Source organism: Aquimarina sp. MMG016 (genome assembly GCF_018100805.1).
Taxonomy (GTDB): domain Bacteria; phylum Bacteroidota; class Bacteroidia; order Flavobacteriales; family Flavobacteriaceae; genus Aquimarina.
This window is the reverse complement of sequence record NZ_JAGJEA010000004.1, coordinates 451,296-471,155: the sequence shown is the minus strand read 5'-3', so window position 1 is coordinate 471,155 and position 19,860 is coordinate 451,296. Positions and strand designations below refer to the sequence as shown.

The window sequence follows — 19,860 nt, the reverse complement described above, 5'->3', positions numbered from 1 at the left end:
AATAAGGGTTTAAGAAAGCATTAAAATACAAAAATCAAGGGGTTATACATTAAATACGTTTAGTTTTTTTTAACATACTGATATTAGAGCTTTTAGATTTATACAAGGAGTAATACTTAAAAAAATGAAAATTAAATCCTTTTTGATATTAGTTCTCTTTATATTAATAAAAGGTTAGTGGAAAGACTTCTCGAATAAAATAATTAACTATTCGATTATTTTAATTTTTGTGATATCTGGAAACTTCTTTAATATCAAACCAATCATATTTTCTTTGATTAATAACAGAACTAAACTGAAGAGAATGATTATTTTTATCTTATGATTAACCAACCACTCACTATATTAGTATTTCTAATATCTATATATTCTCTGACACAATGAAAAAGAAAATTCCATTACTATTCATCATTGTTTTTTTTTCTACGTTTTTTGTAGGAACAGGACAACAAGGATCAGAAAATTTAGATACTCAAGATAGTATAAGAGTTGAGGAATTATATGCTCTTGCTAAAGAAAAATCAGACCGTCAACCCAGCGAAGCTAAAAAATATCTCTATCAAATTGTACAGTATATTGATAGTTTAGTAACCTCTCGAAAGTCAAAAAATAATTATTTTAATAAAAGAAAAGCAGATGCTTATCATTTCCTTAGTTATTATGAACGTAGAGAACATAACTTTGATGAAGCCGCAATATTAGCTCAAAAAAGTATCGATATAAAGCTTGCACATGGATTAGATTCTTTATTAGCTACATCCTATCATCAAAAGGCCAAAGCATGGATTTCTGTACTAAATTCCATGGAAGATGGTATTAAGCAACTTAAAAAAGCTGAACAAGTAGCTAAAAAATATAAGCAAACAGGACAATTGTTAGAAATTTATAGTTCGTTAGGCTCTGCTTATGGGGTAACAAATGACACTGTTAACTCCATGAAGTACTACAATAAATCTATCCATTTTGTTGATTCTATAGGAACAGATTATCAAAAAGCCGCAATGTATGCAAATTATGCAGCTATACTAAGGCGTTATAAGGACTACAAAAGTAGTTTAGGGTATTTGCAGAAGGCCATAGTGCTCCATAAGAAAAGTAATAACAAAATAGGTTTAGAATCTGGTTTATATGCGTTAGGGGTTCACTATTCTGATGTAGGTCAACCTGAAAAGGGAATAACATATTTAAAACAAGCTATAGATTTATGTGTAGAGCTTAAAAGTGAAGCCGTAATACCTTTTAGATATCTTAAATTAAGTAGGAGTTATGAAGCTATAGGGAACTACAAAGAGAGTCTTGAGGCATATTTAAAATATCATAAATTATTAGAAGAACGCAATGATGTTGAAGAAGCAAAAAAGTTAGCAAAGCTTGAGACCGTCTTTGCTTATGAAAAACAAAAAGTACGAGATAGTTTAGGGTTTGCAAAAGAAAAAAGTGAGCTAAAGCTAATAACTGAAGCCGAAAGTGCCAAAAAGAGATTATATTTCATACTGTTTATTATTACAGTATTAGCAGGGATAACAATAGGTTACCTTATTAGAAGAATTTATAAGAACAGAGTTCTTAAGGCAAAAGAAGAACTAGAAAAAAACAAAAAAGAGCTAGAAGATTTTACCGCTCAGCTGGTTGCAAAAAGTAAAGAGCAGGAAGCTTTACATAAAGAACTTGAACAGTTAAAGACTGAAGTAGGTGAAAAAGAATCTATACAAAACTTACAACATCTTGCAACAAGTAAAATCTTAACCAAAGATGATTGGTATACATTTAAAGAAAAATTTATAATAGCATACCCTTCTTTTTTTAGTAATATAAAGAATAAAGGGTATGAGCTTACCCAATCAGAAGAACGCCTGGTTGCCATGGAGAAATTGAATTTAGATACAGGGCAAATAGCCAATATGCTTGCAATTTCTCAGGATAGCGTAATGATGAACAGGTATCGTCTACGTAAAAAGATTAATGCTCCCAAAGGAGCCCCAATCCTGGAATATCTTGAAGTTTAAAAAGAAATTCTAAATACAGCATTAGGTGTAAAGCCTAGAGAAAATCGTTGAATTACTTGTTCTAAAATTACCTCAAGTTCCTCAGGAGTAGATCCCGTAGTACCAGGGATTGCTATCCCTCCATCATCTAATGGTTTACGTTCTGCTTTATATATTAAATTTAACGGTTTTACCCTGTCATATATATTTAGGAATGATAATCCTAATTGCGCGTTTAGTTTTTTGCTACCCGATTTTATATTAAAATCATACAAAACCGAAGCATCTAGACGATGAAAATCTGGTAACTTGTCACTATTCACAGAACCAAAATTTACTACTCCAGCATTTTCGCCATCAGCATCAATTTGAATTTCATAACTGTTTACTGGAGTAATAGGTTTTCCAGTTCTAAACTGCCATCCCAGAGAAAACTGCCAGTTTTTGAATTGTAAAGTGTTGGAAATCCTGAAGGAATGTGTAATATCATTGTTCCCTGGAAACTTAAAAGGAGTGTCTTTAAGATTAGGAAATTGAAACGTAATGTCGTTATAGGTATAACCTGCCCATATTTTGTAGTTATCCCATCTATATTTTAGCAAAATATCTAACCCTTTTATTGTGCTTTCACCTTCTTCTAAGTTCTCCAAAGGATTACTAAATCCATTAGTAAATGTAGTTAACCCTTCTAGCTCTTTATAATACGCATCAATATCAATATTAAAACGTTTATAATGATATAATAATCCACCAGAAATTTGATTACTGCTTAACAAGGGAAATTGTCCATCGTCTGATAAACGCCATAATTCATTCTCTAGACGTAACTCGGTATGATTAAACTCTACTAATTGAGAAATAGGTTGATTCCTTCTTTCAATAGCAGTTTTAAATCGGAAACGATCACTCAGGGGGTATTCAAAATTAATACGCGGTTCTATTAAAAATTCATCTAAAGAGCTATAATGCACAAGTCGAAGTCCGGTATTAATAAATCCTTTGTTTTTTAGATTAAAGGTGTATTCACCAAATAGTGCATTTTTAAGATTGCTATCGTTCTGACCGGAGTTTTCTATTTCAGCATCAATAGGATTTTCTTTACTGATAAGAACATTTAAATCTGTATATGAAAGATCATATCCTAATGTAAGCTGTTGTGTTTCGTTAATAGTAGAAATAGAGGTAAATTTTATTCCTAAATCGGTAATGTCGTTTTTACGAATATTAATCTCTGCCAGGTCCAAAATACCATCATCGGTTTCATCTTTTATTTCATCATTTTGATAAAAAGAGTTGTATTCAGAAAAATAGGCTGCAAGTTTCGTTTGTTGTTTTTCGCTAGCTTTATATTGCCAATTTACACTTACCCCTTTGTTTTGTGTAATTAATGAATCTACAACAAATTCTTCACCATCTCCTGTAAAGTCAAAATCTAAACGATTTCTGGTATATAACCCACTAACAGAAATACTATGCTTTTTATTTGGTTTTAAGATAAGTTTTGTGCCAATATCAGCAAATGAAAAATCAGTACTACTGGTTTGCGGACTAAAATCATCATCTGTTTCGAGCTCTAGTACATTTCCGTTAATATCTCTAGCTACTCCAAAATTTGTGAATATTTTATCTTCATAACTAGTATACGTTGGTGTTTCCAAAACATCAGCATAGGATCTTCTGGCAAAAACATATACGGCAGTTTTCTCTGATAAAGGAGCTTTTATATAACCATTTGCAGATAAACCGTCAATTTCAAGTCCTCCTTCTGTTTTTTTGGGAATAACATCTCCACTAGAAATATCGATGATTCCAGAAATACGATCCCCATAAGAAGAACTGGTCCCAGATCTATAAACAGTTGCTTTTTGTGTTGCGAAAGGATTAAACAGAGAGAACATACCATAAAAATACCCGGTATTGAATAACTTGATATCATCATACAATACCAAATTCTGATCAGGAGATCCTCCACGAATCTGAATACCTGTCGCTGACTCATCAAGGGTCGAAATACCTGGAATGAGTTGAATACTTTGCGATATATCAGGACTTACTAATCCTGGTAAAATTCCTAATTTTTCTGAATCCAGAGATAGTGAACCATCCTTGTTCCTATCAATACCAGTCGTGATATATCCCAATACTACCACCTCGTCTAGTGCAGATGATATAGGGTCTAACTCAATAGTTGTACAGGGCTCACCAATAGAAATACGGAGTTCTTTATCATCATACCCTATAAAACTTAAACGTACATTTTCTGAGTTTTGATCTATATTCTCAAAACTAAAATATCCATTATCATCGGTCGTAGTGTTACGATCAGAATCAATAATTACGGTAACATAAGGGAGAGATTGCTTTGAGTCTGAATCATAAACATAACCACAGATCACCCTTTTTTGTGATATGATTACTTGTTGTGCAGATACTTTTTCAAAAATAAGACCTGTTTGTGCCGCCAATAAAGGCAAAAGGCTATCAAAGGTTATCTCTTGCTGGGATAGTGTTATGGTTTTAGAAGCTATAACCTCCTGTCCATAAGAAAACAGCACAGAAGTTTTTGATTCAATATCAGTAAGTACCTCCTTTAAAGGAGTCTCTGAATAGGAAACGTTTAATTTTTCTTGACCAAAGCATACCATAGTGAAAAGCAATGCCAAAGCAAATAATAAGGGGGTTTTCATGTAATCGAGTTGGTTAATCTAAACTAAGTGCAAAGTTAAGGTAAATATATAATAGTTTTATCTTCAGAAAGAGTATATGAGATTCCCATAGGTGTTAGCGTAGATTTTAACGCTTTCTCTATATCATCGTGTAAAAAACTTCCAGTAAATAGCTTGGATAAATCAGTGTCATTGACTTGGAATGTAACATTATACTGAATACGAATTTCATCAATAACCTCGTGTAATGGTTTTTCTTTAAAAACGCTAATGCCTTTCATCCAATTCGGATGCGTTTCCTCAGTTTTTTCGTTATTAATTTGATCGTTGTAAAGCGTAATTCTATCATTTTTTTTCAGGATACGATACTCATCTGTATCAAGTTTGTCAAATCTAACTGCTCCTTCAAAACAATTTACTTCCAAAGCTTTACCTCTTGTTTTAATATTAAATTTGGTTCCTAACACGGATATCGAACCTTGTGACGTTTTTACCACAAAATCACCACCTTTTTCTACCTCAAAATACGCCTCTCCTTTTAGGTTAACATCACGATTATTGATCCAAAAGAAACGTTTATGAGTTAATTCAGAATCTGCATTGAGCTGAATTTTGGACCCATCAGGTAATGTGACAGCCAATTGTTCTCCATAAGCTGTTTGGTAACTTTTGGAAGAATTGAGAATACCGAAGGTACCAATCACAATAGCAATGGAAGCAGCAATAGCATACCAGGCATTTGATGTTTTTCTCTTTTTACCAAAGGTAATTTGCTCTTTGGTTCTGATTAGAGCCTGTCTTTTATCAATTGGAGGTGCCTGAAATTGTTGAGCCTCTTCGTTAATACGATCAAACACCTTATAAGCATCTGACTTCTCAAACTCAGATAGTTCCTCTTCGTTTAATTCACCAGCTACCCAACGAGCTATAAATGTTTCATCTGATTCATACTTTTCCATAATTCTAAAAGTTTAGGCTTTTAAACAGCTAAAAACCTTCCTTATACCTAATACAGCTAATTACTGGATTACCCTACTTTTTTAAATTTTAATTTCGTCTCCCAGTAATTTTCTGAGAATAATAAAGGCATTGCTCATTCTTCTTTCTACAGCTTTTACTGAGATATTAGTGATTTCCGAAATCTCTTTATATGTTTTTTTATCAATCCTACTCAATAAAAACACTTCTCTCTCTTTAGGTGAAAGTTTTGAAATGCACCATTCCAGTTTTTCTCTAAACTCTTCTGTTTCCATAATAAAATCAGGACTTTCGTGATTTTTATCAGTACGTGGAGTATTCTCATACCGCAATACAACTTTTTTATGAGCAAATTCATTCAAAAGTGCATTGTTACATATTTTAAAAATCAAGGATTTTGCAGTCTCATAGATAATATCAGCGCATTGTTTCCATAATTTCACAAAAGCATCTTGTACAATATCTTCTGCCTGCTGAAGATCCCCACATTTATAATATAGGTAGTTTCTCGCTGATTCATAGTGAGTATTGAAAAGGGTGTCAAAATTCTTTTCTTCGCAAACCGATTGCTTTTTATCAGGCATAAGGGGAATTAGATAAACTAAATAGTCAAAATTATTAAATAAAAACAGTAAGCCAAAAAGTTTATTGACTATTCATAAAACCACTATTGTTAAACTGTTTATTTACAGCGGTCTTCAAAAATTTTGTAGGGGTATTTGTAGGGGGCAAAAAAGAATATTATTGTTTAAAACTATAACTCAGGTTCTTTTATTTAAAATTTTAAATGCCACAAACCATATCAATAATAATTTTTAAAAAACTACAAACTTCTTTTTTTTTAAAATATGAATAAATAAAATAGGGTTTATACTCAGTTGCCTGTATTCTTAGTAGCGAATAATAAAATTATAAATACAATAATTTCTAGAATATGAAAAAAATTACCCCATTGATCCTGATGATGCTATGTGGTCTGTTTGGATTCTCTCAATCCTTCAATTACCAGGCAGTAGTACGAAATGCTGCTGGAGATATTGTTTCTAATCAATCTATCGGTGTACAAGTTAAACTGCTAGAAGGTAGTGCTATAGGAACAACTTTATATACCGAAACGCATACGGTAAACTCAAACACACAAGGAGTTATCTCACTGACAATTGGTACAGGAACGAGTTCGGATGATTTCAGCACTATCGATTGGAGTACTCAAAACCATTGGTTAGAGATCTCGGTTGATATTACAGGAGGAACTACCTATACTACAATTGGTAGCTCGCAATTACTGAGTGTTCCTTACGCTTTCACCGCAAATACCGTAGCTCAGGGAGATAACTTAGGAAATCATACTGCTATTCAAAATCTTGACCTTAATAACAATGACATCATTGGAGCAGGAATGATTACAACTAATACCCTAGTTGCTAATAATGGTATTGCGGTTAACAATACATCACTTAATGGTAACGAAGGGATTATAATGCCAGGAGGCACTTCGGATTATATCGTAAGTGTACAAGATGGAAACGGAAGAATACAACATAAATGGAATGCCAGTTATGGAGTTAATGAAACCTATATAAAGGGTAATGAAGATGCCGCTTTTATAGATATCAACGCTTTTGCAGGCACTGATGATGATGCCTGGATAGAATTTAAGCATGCAGATGGAGCATCCGCAATTGCTGGAGACCCAATCTCCTGGAATACACAAATGATTATTAATCAAGGAGGAGAAGTTGGAATTAATGAAACCAGCCCTGATGATAAACTACATATTACAGATGCTGGAAATGGAACTCGTGTACGATTAGAAAACACGAGTAATGGTTGGGCTGGTATGGTTGCTAAAAATACACAGAGAGAAATATTTATGGGAATACAAGGTGCTTTTGACGCTAACCCAGGAGAATTTCATATCTACGATAATACCGCTGGAGCTAGAAGATTAGTTATTGATGCTGCCGGAGAGATAGGAATTGGCAGAAATAATCCTTCTGTAAAGCTAGATGTAAATGGGTCAGTGAATTGTACCGGAGGAACTTGCAGTTCGGATCTAAGATGGAAAAAGAACATTGTGGCACTTCCCAATGTTATCGAAAATATCAAACAAATGAGAGGGGTTTCATATTATTGGAAAACAGAAGATTTTCCTGATCAAAACTTTACAACAGACAAGCAAATTGGATTGATCGCTCAAGAAGTAGAAAAAGTATATCCCGAATTGGTAAAAACTAATAATGAAGGCTTCAAGTCCATGGATTATATGTCCCTTACAGCCGTTTTGCTAGAGGCTGTAAAAGCACAACAAGCTCAAATAGATGAGTTAAAAAATAAAGTGGACGAAATTGATCAGTTAAAAGAAATAATAACGGTTATGCAAAAGCAAGAGGATAAAGTTGATAGTTCAAATATCGGAAAGTAATTTTTTTAATGCGTATGTAGCTTTTATTGAGATGTTGGTTGGGTTCGAAGTTCTAATACATTGATGTTAGGTCTAATCAATTCCTTATGTCAATACATGAACAAAAGAAATGATCTTAACAGATAATCTTGGATGATAATTGGTATAACATTCTTCTGATAAAACTTTTCAATATTAGACATTGGTATGTAATGAAACCGTTTTTAGATGGAAATCTACACATGCGATAAAGCAGTAGTTTTTTTATAACATTAATTGGATTGAATCCATCAAAAAAATAAAAATAGGGTAAATAGAGACTTAACTGTATTACCTATGAATACATAAAAAAAAGAACCCCAGAATAACACCCCTTTTACTATGAAAAAACTACTACTATTCTCAGTATTATTAATCAGCTGTTATGCTTATACACAAACCTTCGCCGAATTAGCCACAGCAAACTTAACAGGAGTTGCCCAAAGTTCTGTAGCTTGGGGTGATTATGATAACGATGGAGACTTAGATGTATTATTGACCGGTTGGGCAGCAGGAAGCATGCGGGTGTCAAAAATATATACGAATACAGCAGGGACTTTTACCGAGCTAGCTACTGCAAACTTAACAGGCGTAAATGATAGTGCTGTAGCTTGGGGCGATTATGATAATGATGGGGATTTAGATATATTATTAACTGGTTGGGCAGGAAGCATGCGAGTGTCAAAAATATATACGAATACAGCAGGGACTTTTACCGAACTAGCTACTGCAAACTTAACAGGCGTAAATATTAGTGCTGTAGCATGGGGTGATTATGATAATGATGGAGATTTAGATGTATTATTAACTGGTTGGACAGGAAGCATTCGGGTGTCAAAAATATATACGAATACAGCAGGGACTTTTACCGAACTCACCACAGCGAATTTAACAGGAGTAACAGATGGTGCTGTAGCCTGGGGCGATTATGACAATGATGGAGATTTAGATATATTATTAACAGGAAGCATAGGAAGTACAAAGGTTTCAAAAATATACACCAATACAGCAGGCACTTTTACCGAACTAGCTACTGCGAGTTTAGCACAAGTATCTTTTAGTTCTGTAGCCTGGGGCGATTATGATAATGATGGCGATGCAGATATACTGTTAACTGGTAAAGAAGGAAGTACAAGTATTTCAAAAATATATACCAATACGGCAGGTACTTTTACAGAACTCGCCACAGCCAATTTAACAGGTGTTAATGTTGGTGCTGCACTTTGGGGAGATTACGATAATGATGGAGATTTGGATATCTTGTTAAATGGCTGGACACCAAGTGGAAATATTTCAAAAATATATACCAACACCGCAGGAGTTTTTAGCGAACTAGCTACAGCGAATTTATCAGGAGCAACCTTTGGAGATTCAGCTTGGGGAGATTATGATAATGATGGGGATTTAGATATTCTATTAACAGGAGAATTTCCTGTAACTTCAAAAATTTTCACTAATAATACAGTTACACCTAACACAGCTCCTGCAGCACCTACGAACCCTACAGCAGTTGTAAATGGTGATGAAGTAACCTTAAGCTGGACTGCCAGTACCGATAATGAAACACCAAGTAGTGGATTAAGTTATAATGTATATATCAAAGATGTTTCGGCAAGCTCAGCATACGAAGTTAGTCCCATGGCGCAAGAAAATGATGGTTGGCGTAAACTACCGGCCTTGGGTAATGCACAGCAAAACACCTCGTATACTTATAAACGCCCTTTAGGGGGTTGCAATACCAATACCAATTTTACCTTTAAAGTACAAGCGATAGATCATAGTTTTACTGGGTCGGTTTTTTCTACCGAAGGAAGTTTTAGTATTGGAGATACGACAAAACCAACGATAATCACACAAGATATCACGGTACAATTAGATGCTTCGGGAACTATAACTATTACTCCAGCACAAATCGATAATGGTTCCTCAGATAATTGTGGTATTCAATCAATGAGTTTAGATACAACTACATTTAATAGTACAAATATAGGAACCAATACAGTTACGCTAACCGTAACCGATGTTAATGGTAATTCAGACTCTAAAACAGCGACGGTAACGGTACAAAATATATTTACAGAAGACACCACTATCAATATGCCAGGTGCTTATAATGGAGATGTAACCTGGGGAGATTATGATAATGATGGCGATTTAGATCTATTACTAACAGGTAAAAAAAGTATTTCTGGAGTTCCAGATCCTATCACAAAACTCTATACAAATAATGGAGGTGTTTTTACAGAGGTAACTTCTGCTAATCTAACTCCTGTCCAATGGGCAGCAGTAGATTGGGGCGACTATGATAATGATGGAGATTTAGACCTTCTCCTAACTGGTTTAACCTTTGGGAATATAAATGTAACAAAAATCTATACGAATGACAATGGTACATTTACAGAGTTAACTACGGCCAATCTTCCAGGAATATCTTATGGAGATGCAGCGTGGGGCGACTATGATAATGATGGAGATTTAGATATTGCTTTAACTGGATCAGGAATTTCAAAAATATACACCAATACTAACGGGGCATTTAAAGAGCTTTCTACTGCAAATCTATCTGGTGTAAGTGCTAGTGCTTTAGCCTGGGGTGATTATGACAATGATGGAGATTTGGATTTGTTGCTAACAGGCTCATTAGGCGGAACTACCCCAGTATCAAAAATATATACCAATACAGAAGGAAGTTTTACAGAACTTACTTCTGCAGGTTTGGTAGGAGTATATAATAGCGCAGTTGCTTGGGGTGATTATGACAATGACGGGGATTTAGATATTGTATTATCTGGATTAATGGGCAGTTTCTCAATATCTAAAATATATACCAATACAGGAGGTAATTTTGCAGAACTAACAGACTTACCTAGAACACAAGAAGGTTCTCTAGCTTGGGGCGATTATGATAGTGATGGAGATTTAGATATTTTAATAAGCGGAAGTTTAAGAACTGAAATATATGTTAATACTGCAGGTGTTTTTACACAGCTACTAGTAAAAAACTTACCTCAAATAGCAGGTAGTGATGCCACCTGGGGTGATTATGATAATGATGGCGATTTAGATATTGCATTAACTGGTTTTGCCACTACTTCATTAGTTTCAAAAATATTTACAAACAATAGTAGCATCGCTAATACGGCTCCAACGGCACCTACAAATCCTACAGCAGTAGTAAACGGGAACGAAGTAACCTTGAGTTGGACAGCTAGTACCGATACAGAAACACCAAACAACGGATTAAGTTATAATGTATATATAAAAGATGCTTCGGCAAGCTCTGCATACGAAGTTACCCCAATGGCACAAGAAAATGATGGATGGCGTAAACTTCCAGCTATAGGTAATTCAGGACAAGGTACTAATTACACCTATAAATTTCCGGCTGCCTGTGTGGCAAATTATATGTTTAAAGTACAGGCTATAGATCATAATTTTGCAGGATCCGCTTTTTCTGCAGAAGGAAGTTTTAGTACGGTAGATACCACCAACCCAACGGTAGTTACCCAAAACATCACTGTACAATTAGATGCTATAGGAACTATAACTATTACTCCAGCACAAATTGATAATGGTTCTTCAGATAATTGTGGGATTCAATCGATGAGCTTAGATGCTACTATTACTGCTACTACTATTACTTTTGATTGTACTCATATTGGAACAAATACAGTAACCTTGACGGTAACTGATGTGAATGGAAATTCAGACAGTCAAACCGCTATAGTTACTGTTGAAGATAATGCACCTCCTGTTTTTCCGTATACAGCAGGTGAAGGAACAATGGCGAAACCATTTGTTAGTTTAGCTCCTGAAGAAATAGGAGGAGTGCCAAGCGGTGTATATTATTTTGCATTCGATGGAATTACTTTTAGAGGTGCACTAGATGTTGATAGTGCCGGGAGAAGTTGGTTGATGATATTAAATTATGTGCACCAGGGAGGAGTCAATACTGATTTAGATGTAAAAAACACAGACGTTCCTCTGCTAGGTTCTTCAACTTTAGGAGATCATGAAGGAGGAACTGTAAATTGGGGACATATAGGGAATACATTAGCGGCAACTCTTGATTTTTCTGAAATGCGGTTTTACGGAGAAACTTCGGGGCATTCTCGTATCTTAAGTTTTACTACAGACTACATCTCTGCCTTGAACCATGTAAAAACAGGAATGGGGACTTTTGATGGTATTGAAAATAATTTTACTGCATTAGCTAACCATACGGCAAATCACCCAGGTGATGCCGTCAATGATTTTCCGAATTTAGGAGATTATGCACTTACCGAATATCCATTTTATAGAAGCGGATCAGCTGGATGGGGAATTCGAGGAAGAGGATTTCGATGGGAGATGGATGATTTTACCAATCATGGAGATAATAATACCATACATAGAGTATGGGCACGAGGAGATTTATCCCCTTCAGAAACTATAGAAAGTACTTTTGTAACCGTAATATTAGATGCGACTAATCAAGCTACAGTAGCCCCAGGAGATTTTGGATTGACCATACAAGAATCATGTTTAAATTCATTAACTCTAAGCAAAACCGATTTTAATTGTAATGATATTGGTTATAATACGGTACAACTAACAGCTACCGATATTAGCAATAATAACACTACCATAGATGTAACCGTTATTGTTAAAGAATTTGTACCTCCAGTAGCTAATTGTGTAGCTCCTTTTACTGTTCAATTAGATGCTACTGGAAAGGCTACTATCTCTGCTTCTGATATTAATAATGGTAGTACAGACAATTGTCAAATTGCATCTACTAGTATTGATATCACTGATTTTAATTGTACCCACGTTGGAGCAAACACCGTGACGTTAACGGTTACAGATACTAGTGGTAATATCAATACGTGTACTACAGTTGTCACTGTAGAAGATACTATTGCTCCTACTATAATTTGTCAAAACATTACAGTAGCATTAGATATTACAGGAAATGCAACAATTACCCCGGATCAAATTGATAACGGTTCTATCGATAATTGCGGAATAGCTACAATAACGCTTAGCAAGGATACTTTTGATTGTACAAATGTTGGAACAAATACCGTAAGCCTAATAGTAACCGATGTAAATGGAAATAGTAACTCTTGTGATAGCACAGTTACTATAGTAGATACTATACCTCCATTATTTCCTAGTGCTTGGGGAACAGGTACTCAAACAGACCCTTTTACAACAATCTCTCAGGATGTATTAAAAAACGTTCCTAGTGGAAGATATTACTTTAACTTCAATAACAGCACATTTTTAGCAGAACTCGATAATGACACTGATGGAGGTGGTTGGTTATTAGTGCTTAATTATGTGCGTGCCGCTGGCGAAAACCCAGATGTAGAAATACGAAATTTAAGCCTACCGTTGATTAATTCTTCTACATTAGGAGATAATGAAGTTGGTACTGCTAATTGGGGGCATATAGGAAACACATTGGCTTCTGCCATAAATTTTAATGAATTACGTTTTTATGCCAAAACAACCGGACACAATAGAGAAATCCATTTTAAAACCGAATACACAAATGCAATAAACTATGTAAAAACAGGTACAGGTAATTTTCATGGAATGAATAATGGAAACTTTACCGCACTTGCAGGACATACTTCTAATCTTCCACAAAGTATGAATGGAGGTTATAGTGATCAGGCAGACTTAGCTTTAACTAGCTTCCCGTTTTTTAGAGGAAATGCGTATCACTGGGGAATTAAAGGAGCAGGAAGACGTTGGGAGGTTGATGATTTTTCAATAAATGCAGAAAGTACCATTCATAGCGTATGGATACGCAGCAATGAAACACTTTCGTTCACTGCTCCTGTTGTAACAATTGGGTTGGATGCTACCGGAAATGTTACACTTACTCCTTCGGATTACAATTTAACTCCAATAGAAAATTGCGGAGGGACAATTATCCAAACCCTTAGCAAAGAAAACTTTGATTGTACAGAAATAGGAGAACATATTCTACAGTTAACTGCTACAGACGCAAGTGGAAACTCAAGTACTATTGACGTCAAAGTAATTATAGAAGACAAACTTGCACCAACAGTAATCACCCAAGATATCACTGTACAATTAGATGCTTCAGGAACTGTGAGTATTACAGCTGCTCAAATCGATAATGGTTCCTCAGATAACTGCGGAATTCAATCAATGAGTTCAGATACAACTTCTTTTGATTGCACCAATGTTGGAGCTAATACGGTAACCTTAACAATTACCGATGTCAATGGAAATTCAGCTTCAAATACGGCAACAGTAACTGTAGAAGATAAAGTTTCTCCAACAGTAATCACTCAAGATATCACAGTACAATTAGATGCTACAGGAAACGTAAATATAACTCCAGCGCAAATAGATAATAGTTCTTCAGATAACTGCGGAATTCAATCGATGAGTTTAGATATCACTTCATTTGATTGCAGCAATATTGGAACAAGCACCGTAACCTTAACGGTAACTGATGTCAATGGAAATGCAGATAGTCAAACTGCTACCGTAACGGTTGAGGATAAAATCAATCCAACTGTTATTACTCAAAACATCACCGTACAATTAGATGCTACAGGAAACTTAAATATCACACCTGCTCAAATCGATAATGGTTCTTCAGATAACTGCGGAATTCAATCCATGAGTTTAGATATCACTTCATTTGATTGCACAAATGTTGGAGCAAACACCGTAACCTTAACGGTAACTGATGTCAATGGAAATTCAGACAGTCAAACTGCTACAGTAACGGTTGAAGATAAAATCAATCCAACAGTTGTAGCTCAAGATATAACGGTACAATTAGATGCTACAGGAAACGTAAATATCACACCTGCTCAAATCGATAATGGTTCTTCAGATAATTGTGGCATTCAATCCATGAGTCTAGATATCACTTCTTTTGATTGTAACGATGTTGGAACAAATACAGTGAGTTTAACAGTTACTGATGTCAATGGAAATTCAGATACTAAGACCGCTACAATAACTGTTGAAGATAAAGTTGTGCCAACTGTTATTACTCAAAACATTACTATACAATTAGATGCTACAGGAAACGTAAGTATAACTAATACTCAAATAGATAACGGTTCCTCAGATAATTGTGGAATTCAATCCATGAGTTTAGATACAGCTTCATTCGATTGTACCAATGTTGGAGCAAACACGGTAACCTTAACGGTAACTGATATCAATGGAAATTCAGATACTAAAACTGCTACAGTAACTGTTGAAGATAAAGTTGTGCCAACTGTTATTACTCAAAACATCACCGTACAATTAGATGCTACAGGAAACGTAAGTATAACTAATACTCAAATAGATAACGGTTCCTCAGATAATTGTGGCATTCAATCCATGAGTATAGATACCGCTTCATTCGATTGTACCAATGTTGGTGTAAATACCGTAACCTTAACGGTAACTGATGTCAATGGTAATTCAGATAGTCAAACTGCTATAGTAACAGTGGAGGATATAATAGTTCCAACTGTTATTACTCAAAACATCACCGTACAATTAGATGCTTCTGGAAATATAAGTATCATACCTGCTCAAATCGATAATGGTTCTTCAGATAACTGTGGAATCCAATCCATGAGTTTAGATATCACTTCATTTGACTGTACCAATGTAGGTTTAAATACAGTAAACTTTACAGTAACTGATGTCAATGGTAATTCAGATACTAAAACCGCTACGGTAACAGTAGAAGATACTGTTGTACCAATAGTTGTCACACAGGATATCACCGTGCAATTAGATGCAGCAGGAAATGCGAGTATCACCCTAGCACAAATAAATAATGGTTCTTCAGACAATTGTGCTATTCAATCCATGAGTTTAGATACAACTTCATTTGATTGTACCAATGTCGGAGTTAATACAGTAATCCTAACGGTAACTGATGTCAATGGAAATTCAGCTTCAAATACAGCAATGGTTACTGTTGAAGATAAGGTTACTCCAACTGTGGTAACGCAAAACATAACAGTACAATTAGATGCTTCAGGAAATGCAAGTATTACTCCAGCACAGATAGATAATGGTTCCTTAGATAACTGTGGAATCGAATTAATGAGTTTAGATATCACTTCTTTTGATTGCACCAATATTGGAACCAATACCGTGATGTTAACGGTAACCGATGTCAATGGTAATTCAGATACTAAAACAGCAACGGTTACTGTTCAAGATATTATACAACCTGTTGTAGTTTGTCAGGACATAACGATTCAATTAGATGCTACCGGAAATGCAACCATTGCACCTGCTGATATTGATAATGGTTCTAGTGATGCCTGTGGAGTTGTTTTGACCTTAAGTAGAACTCAGTTTTCATTAGTAGATGTAGGAGTACAAACGGTAACCCTGATAGGAACCGATCCTTCCGGAAATACTAACCGTTGTACTGCATTGGTTACAGTCGAAGATAATATCCCACCTATTATTACGCTAATAGGTGATGATCCTCAAACTATTGTAAAGGGCTCCGGTTACGTTGAGTTGGGAGCAATTACTGACGATGGATCTGAAGTAATAATTGATAGCTCTGATTTTATAGATGCTACCGGTACCTATTACATCACATATAATGCTACGGATAGAAATGGTAACAACGCGGAGGAAATTGTTAGAACTGTAATAGTGACTAACCCTAATCCTATTTTGGAAGTATTTCCTAACCCTGCTTCTGACTATATAAGAGTTTTAAATTTTGAAAGTCTTGAAGGCATAGAGATGTACGATATGACCGGAAAGAAAATTCATCGATTTAATCAACAACAATTACAAGAAGATATAAAAGTCGACCATTTACCAAACGGAATATATTGGTTAAAAGGATATTTTTTTTCTAATGGATCTGTATATAAAAAGATAATGATTAAGCACTAACATATAAGACAGTAAGGTAAATAGATATTTATGATTTTATTAGGCTATCCATTTGCCGAACTAAAAACCTATTACATAAAACTTTTCAACTCACAAAAAATAAATAGGGTATATCTACACTTAGCTGTATTCCTAATAACGAACAATAAAATTTCAAAATAAATACTATAAAAATGAAAAAAATTACCCCTTTGATCCTTATGATGCTATCCGGTCTTTTTGGATTTTCACAATCTTTTAATTATCAAGCAGTAGTAAGAGATGCTGCTGGTGATCCTGTAAGTAATCAATCAATTGGTGTACAAGTACAAATATTAGAAGGTGCGGCACCGGATACCGTAGTATATACCGAAACCCATACGGTAACTTCTACAGCGCAAGGAGTGATTTCTTTGTCTGTTGGAGCCGGAACAACTTCAGATATGTTTAACGCAATCAATTGGAGTCAGCAAAACCAGTGGATTGGAATTGCGGTTGATGTAACAGGAGGAACTACTTATGCAAGCATAGGTGCTTCTAAGTTACAGCAAGTGCCCTATGCATTGTATGCTGCCTCATCTGGGGATCAAGCTTTGAGCACAACTAATAATGTGACTAGTAATGCCCCCGGTGAAACCACAACTGACGATTTTGTTTTTGGTAGTTCACAATTAGATAATAATACCAATACGTTTGATGATGATTATAGATTCTTTTTTGATAAAGGACAAGGTGCTTTTAGAGCGGGAACGGCTCGTGGAGATCAATGGGATGCTAGTAAAGTTGGATTTGCGTCTATCGCATTAGGATTTGATAATGAAGCGTCAGGAGGTCGATCTATCGCATTAGGATCCAATAATGTGGATAGTGGAATTGGAAGTATAACCATAGGAAATGATTTGATCAACGCACAGTCAAACCAGATTACTATTGGGTCTGGAAATACCATAGATCCTTCCGCTTCTGCTGGTATAGGAGCAACTAGCAGAATTTTTGTTATTGGAAATGGAAATGATATTAGTAGGAGCGATGCCTTGGTAATGCTAAAAAATGGAAGTACTACTCTTAATGGTCAATTGACGATTGATGGAGATAATGTAGGAGTGGGAGCAGCATATACATTACCAGCACAAGATGGAACAGCCAATCAGGTGATGAGTACAGATGGATCAGGAAATGTGTCCTGGATTAACCAACCTGCAATACCTACTACAGCATTTTCTACGTCTGCTAATGTGACTAGTAATGCTCCGGGAACCATTGCAACTGATGATTTTGTATTTGGAAGTACCCAATTAGATGATATCGAAAATAATGTAAGTGATGATGTTAGAATGTATTTTGATAAAAGCAAAGGAGCCTTTAGAGCAGGAAGTGCAGTAGCTTCAGATGGATTTTCGGGAGATTGGAATACTGGAAATACCGGATCATTTTCTGTTGCAATGGGTCGAGGAAATCTTGTACAAGGTACTGCTGCGACTGCTTTCGGTAGTTACAATAATGCTGGAGGAGAAAACGCCTTTTCTATAGGATTTAATAATTTAGCTTCTCGTCCTTCTACGGTTGCACTAGGTGCTAATAATAGTGTTTCTGGATTTTATGCGGTAGGTATAGGTCGAGGAACACAATCGACTACTTATGGACAACATACCATTGGATTATTTAGTGAATTTGTAAATGGAAGCGATGCTGCCTATGTAGCTACAGATCCACTATTCATTATAGGAAATGGAATTGACGATAGTAATAGAACCAATGCATTAGTAATGCGTAAAAATGGTAACACCACTTTAAACGGTCAATTAACCATTGATGGAGATAATCAAGGAGCGGGTACTTCATATACGCTACCAGCTCAAGATGGAACAGCAAGTCAGGTAATGAGTACCGATGGATCAGGAAATGTGTCCTGGACTACAGTAAACTCAGGAACTACACTACCAGCAGGAGGTAACAATGGAGATAAATTAACTACGGATGGCGCTGGAAATTATAGCTGGACAACGGATGCTGTAAATGATGCCGATGCAGACCCGAATAATGAAATCGAATTACCTACTGGCGGAACTAATGGACAAATCTTACGTACCGATGGTAGCGGTGGTTATAGTTGGGTAAACGATGCAGTGAATGATGCCGATAATGACCCCACCAATGAGATCGAACTACCAGCAGGGGGAACCAGTGGACAAGTATTAATTAGTAATGGTACCGGAGGATCACAATGGACATCTAATGTATCTGCTGCTACAGTCACTACTCCTGCATTAACTGTAACGGGGCTACCAAGTTTCTGTGCAGATCTAAGCGGAACACTGGTATTATCAGGAGCAGGTGGTTTTGTAAAAGTTCCTACGTGGACTACAAGCAATCCCTCAATAACCAACTTACACGATAATGGGAATCACTTTAATGAGGCTACAGGAGCTTTTACTGCACCTGTAAATGGATTATATTTCTTTTCTGCACAGATACGTTTTGATGGAGTTAATTCTGGTTTTTTTAGACTGCTCGTAGGAGTCGAAGGTGCATTAAGTTTAGATAATGGAATGCATGCTATTTCTGAAGGAGACGCTTCCACAAATTTTCATACCCTAAGTGTTAGCGGAGTATTGAAGTTATCTGCAGGAGAAAAAGTACACGTTAATGTTATTTCTAGCACTGACACTTCCTGGAGCTTGCAATCCGAAAGTGGATTTAGTGGATACTTGATCAGTAGACTATAGCTATAGAAATTGCTATAATTTCTAACATTTCTAACCACTCTTTTTATAAATTATAGAAGAGTGGTTTTTCTTTTTATTTCAATATACTCATCGTAACAGAATTTATTCATTTCACCTATAAGACTTATAAAAGATAAGACTTACGGAATTGTATGTATACATATTCCTTAAAGGTA

The 19,860-nt window shown here is 35.5% G+C and carries 7 protein-coding genes; 4 read left to right on the top strand and 3 right to left on the bottom strand.

Going from position 1 to position 19,860, the window contains the following annotated elements; translation table 11 throughout:
- Positions 1-380 precede the first annotated feature (380 nt).
- A complete protein-coding gene (locus J8M14_RS11125; protein WP_211074688.1) occupies positions 381-2,006 on the top strand; it encodes a hypothetical protein in 1,626 nt (541 codons plus the stop codon).
- On the opposite strand, the gene J8M14_RS11120 is transcribed toward J8M14_RS11125, so the two are convergent.
- The 3 genes from J8M14_RS11120 to J8M14_RS11110 all read right to left on the bottom strand — a co-directional run bounded on the left by J8M14_RS11120 (position 2,003) and on the right by J8M14_RS11110 (position 6,213).
- Entirely contained in the window at positions 2,003-4,672 is a 2,670-nt protein-coding gene (locus tag J8M14_RS11120) for a TonB-dependent receptor (protein ID WP_211074687.1), read from the bottom strand. The genes J8M14_RS11125 and J8M14_RS11120 overlap by 4 nt on opposite strands.
- Before the next feature lie 35 nt (positions 4,673-4,707).
- Positions 4,708-5,610 carry a FecR family protein gene (locus J8M14_RS11115; RefSeq protein WP_211074686.1) on the bottom strand — a complete coding sequence of 301 codons (903 nt, stop codon included), beginning with the start codon at positions 5,608-5,610 and terminating at the stop codon, positions 4,708-4,710.
- 81 nt (positions 5,611-5,691) lie between these two features.
- Complete coding sequence (locus J8M14_RS11110) at positions 5,692-6,213, bottom strand: RNA polymerase sigma factor (protein WP_211074685.1); 522 nt, start codon at positions 6,211-6,213, stop codon at positions 5,692-5,694.
- 350 nt (positions 6,214-6,563) lie between these two features.
- On the opposite strand from J8M14_RS11110, the gene J8M14_RS11105 reads away from it, so the two are divergent.
- The 3 genes from J8M14_RS11105 to J8M14_RS11095 all read left to right on the top strand — a co-directional run bounded on the left by J8M14_RS11105 (position 6,564) and on the right by J8M14_RS11095 (position 19,684).
- Positions 6,564-8,054, top strand: coding sequence for a tail fiber domain-containing protein (locus tag J8M14_RS11105; RefSeq protein ID WP_211074684.1), 1,491 nt, complete (start codon positions 6,564-6,566; stop codon positions 8,052-8,054).
- Positions 8,055-8,414: 360 nt separating this feature from the next.
- Entirely contained in the window at positions 8,415-16,979 is an 8,565-nt protein-coding gene (locus J8M14_RS11100; RefSeq protein ID WP_211074683.1) for an FG-GAP-like repeat-containing protein, read from the top strand.
- Positions 16,980-17,152: 173 nt separating this feature from the next.
- Positions 17,153-19,684 carry a hypothetical protein gene (locus J8M14_RS11095; protein WP_211074682.1) on the top strand — a complete coding sequence of 844 codons (2,532 nt, stop codon included), beginning with the start codon at positions 17,153-17,155 and terminating at the stop codon, positions 19,682-19,684.
- The last annotated feature ends 176 nt before the right edge of the window (positions 19,685-19,860 follow it).

Excerpts from the sequence above, each read along its gene's own strand:
- J8M14_RS11100 (WP_211074683.1), top strand. The coding sequence starts at position 8,415 with ATGAAAAAACTACTACTATTCTCAGTATTATTAATCAGCTGTTATGCT.
- J8M14_RS11095 (WP_211074682.1), top strand. The coding sequence starts at position 17,153 with ATGAAAAAAATTACCCCTTTGATCCTTATGATGCTATCCGGTCTTTTT.
- J8M14_RS11115 (WP_211074686.1), bottom strand. The coding sequence starts at position 5,610 with ATGGAAAAGTATGAATCAGATGAAACATTTATAGCTCGTTGGGTAGCT.
- J8M14_RS11105 (WP_211074684.1), top strand. The coding sequence starts at position 6,564 with ATGAAAAAAATTACCCCATTGATCCTGATGATGCTATGTGGTCTGTTT.
- J8M14_RS11120 (WP_211074687.1), bottom strand. The coding sequence starts at position 4,672 with ATGAAAACCCCCTTATTATTTGCTTTGGCATTGCTTTTCACTATGGTA.
- J8M14_RS11110 (WP_211074685.1), bottom strand. The coding sequence starts at position 6,213 with ATGCCTGATAAAAAGCAATCGGTTTGCGAAGAAAAGAATTTTGACACC.
- J8M14_RS11125 (WP_211074688.1), top strand. The coding sequence starts at position 381 with ATGAAAAAGAAAATTCCATTACTATTCATCATTGTTTTTTTTTCTACG.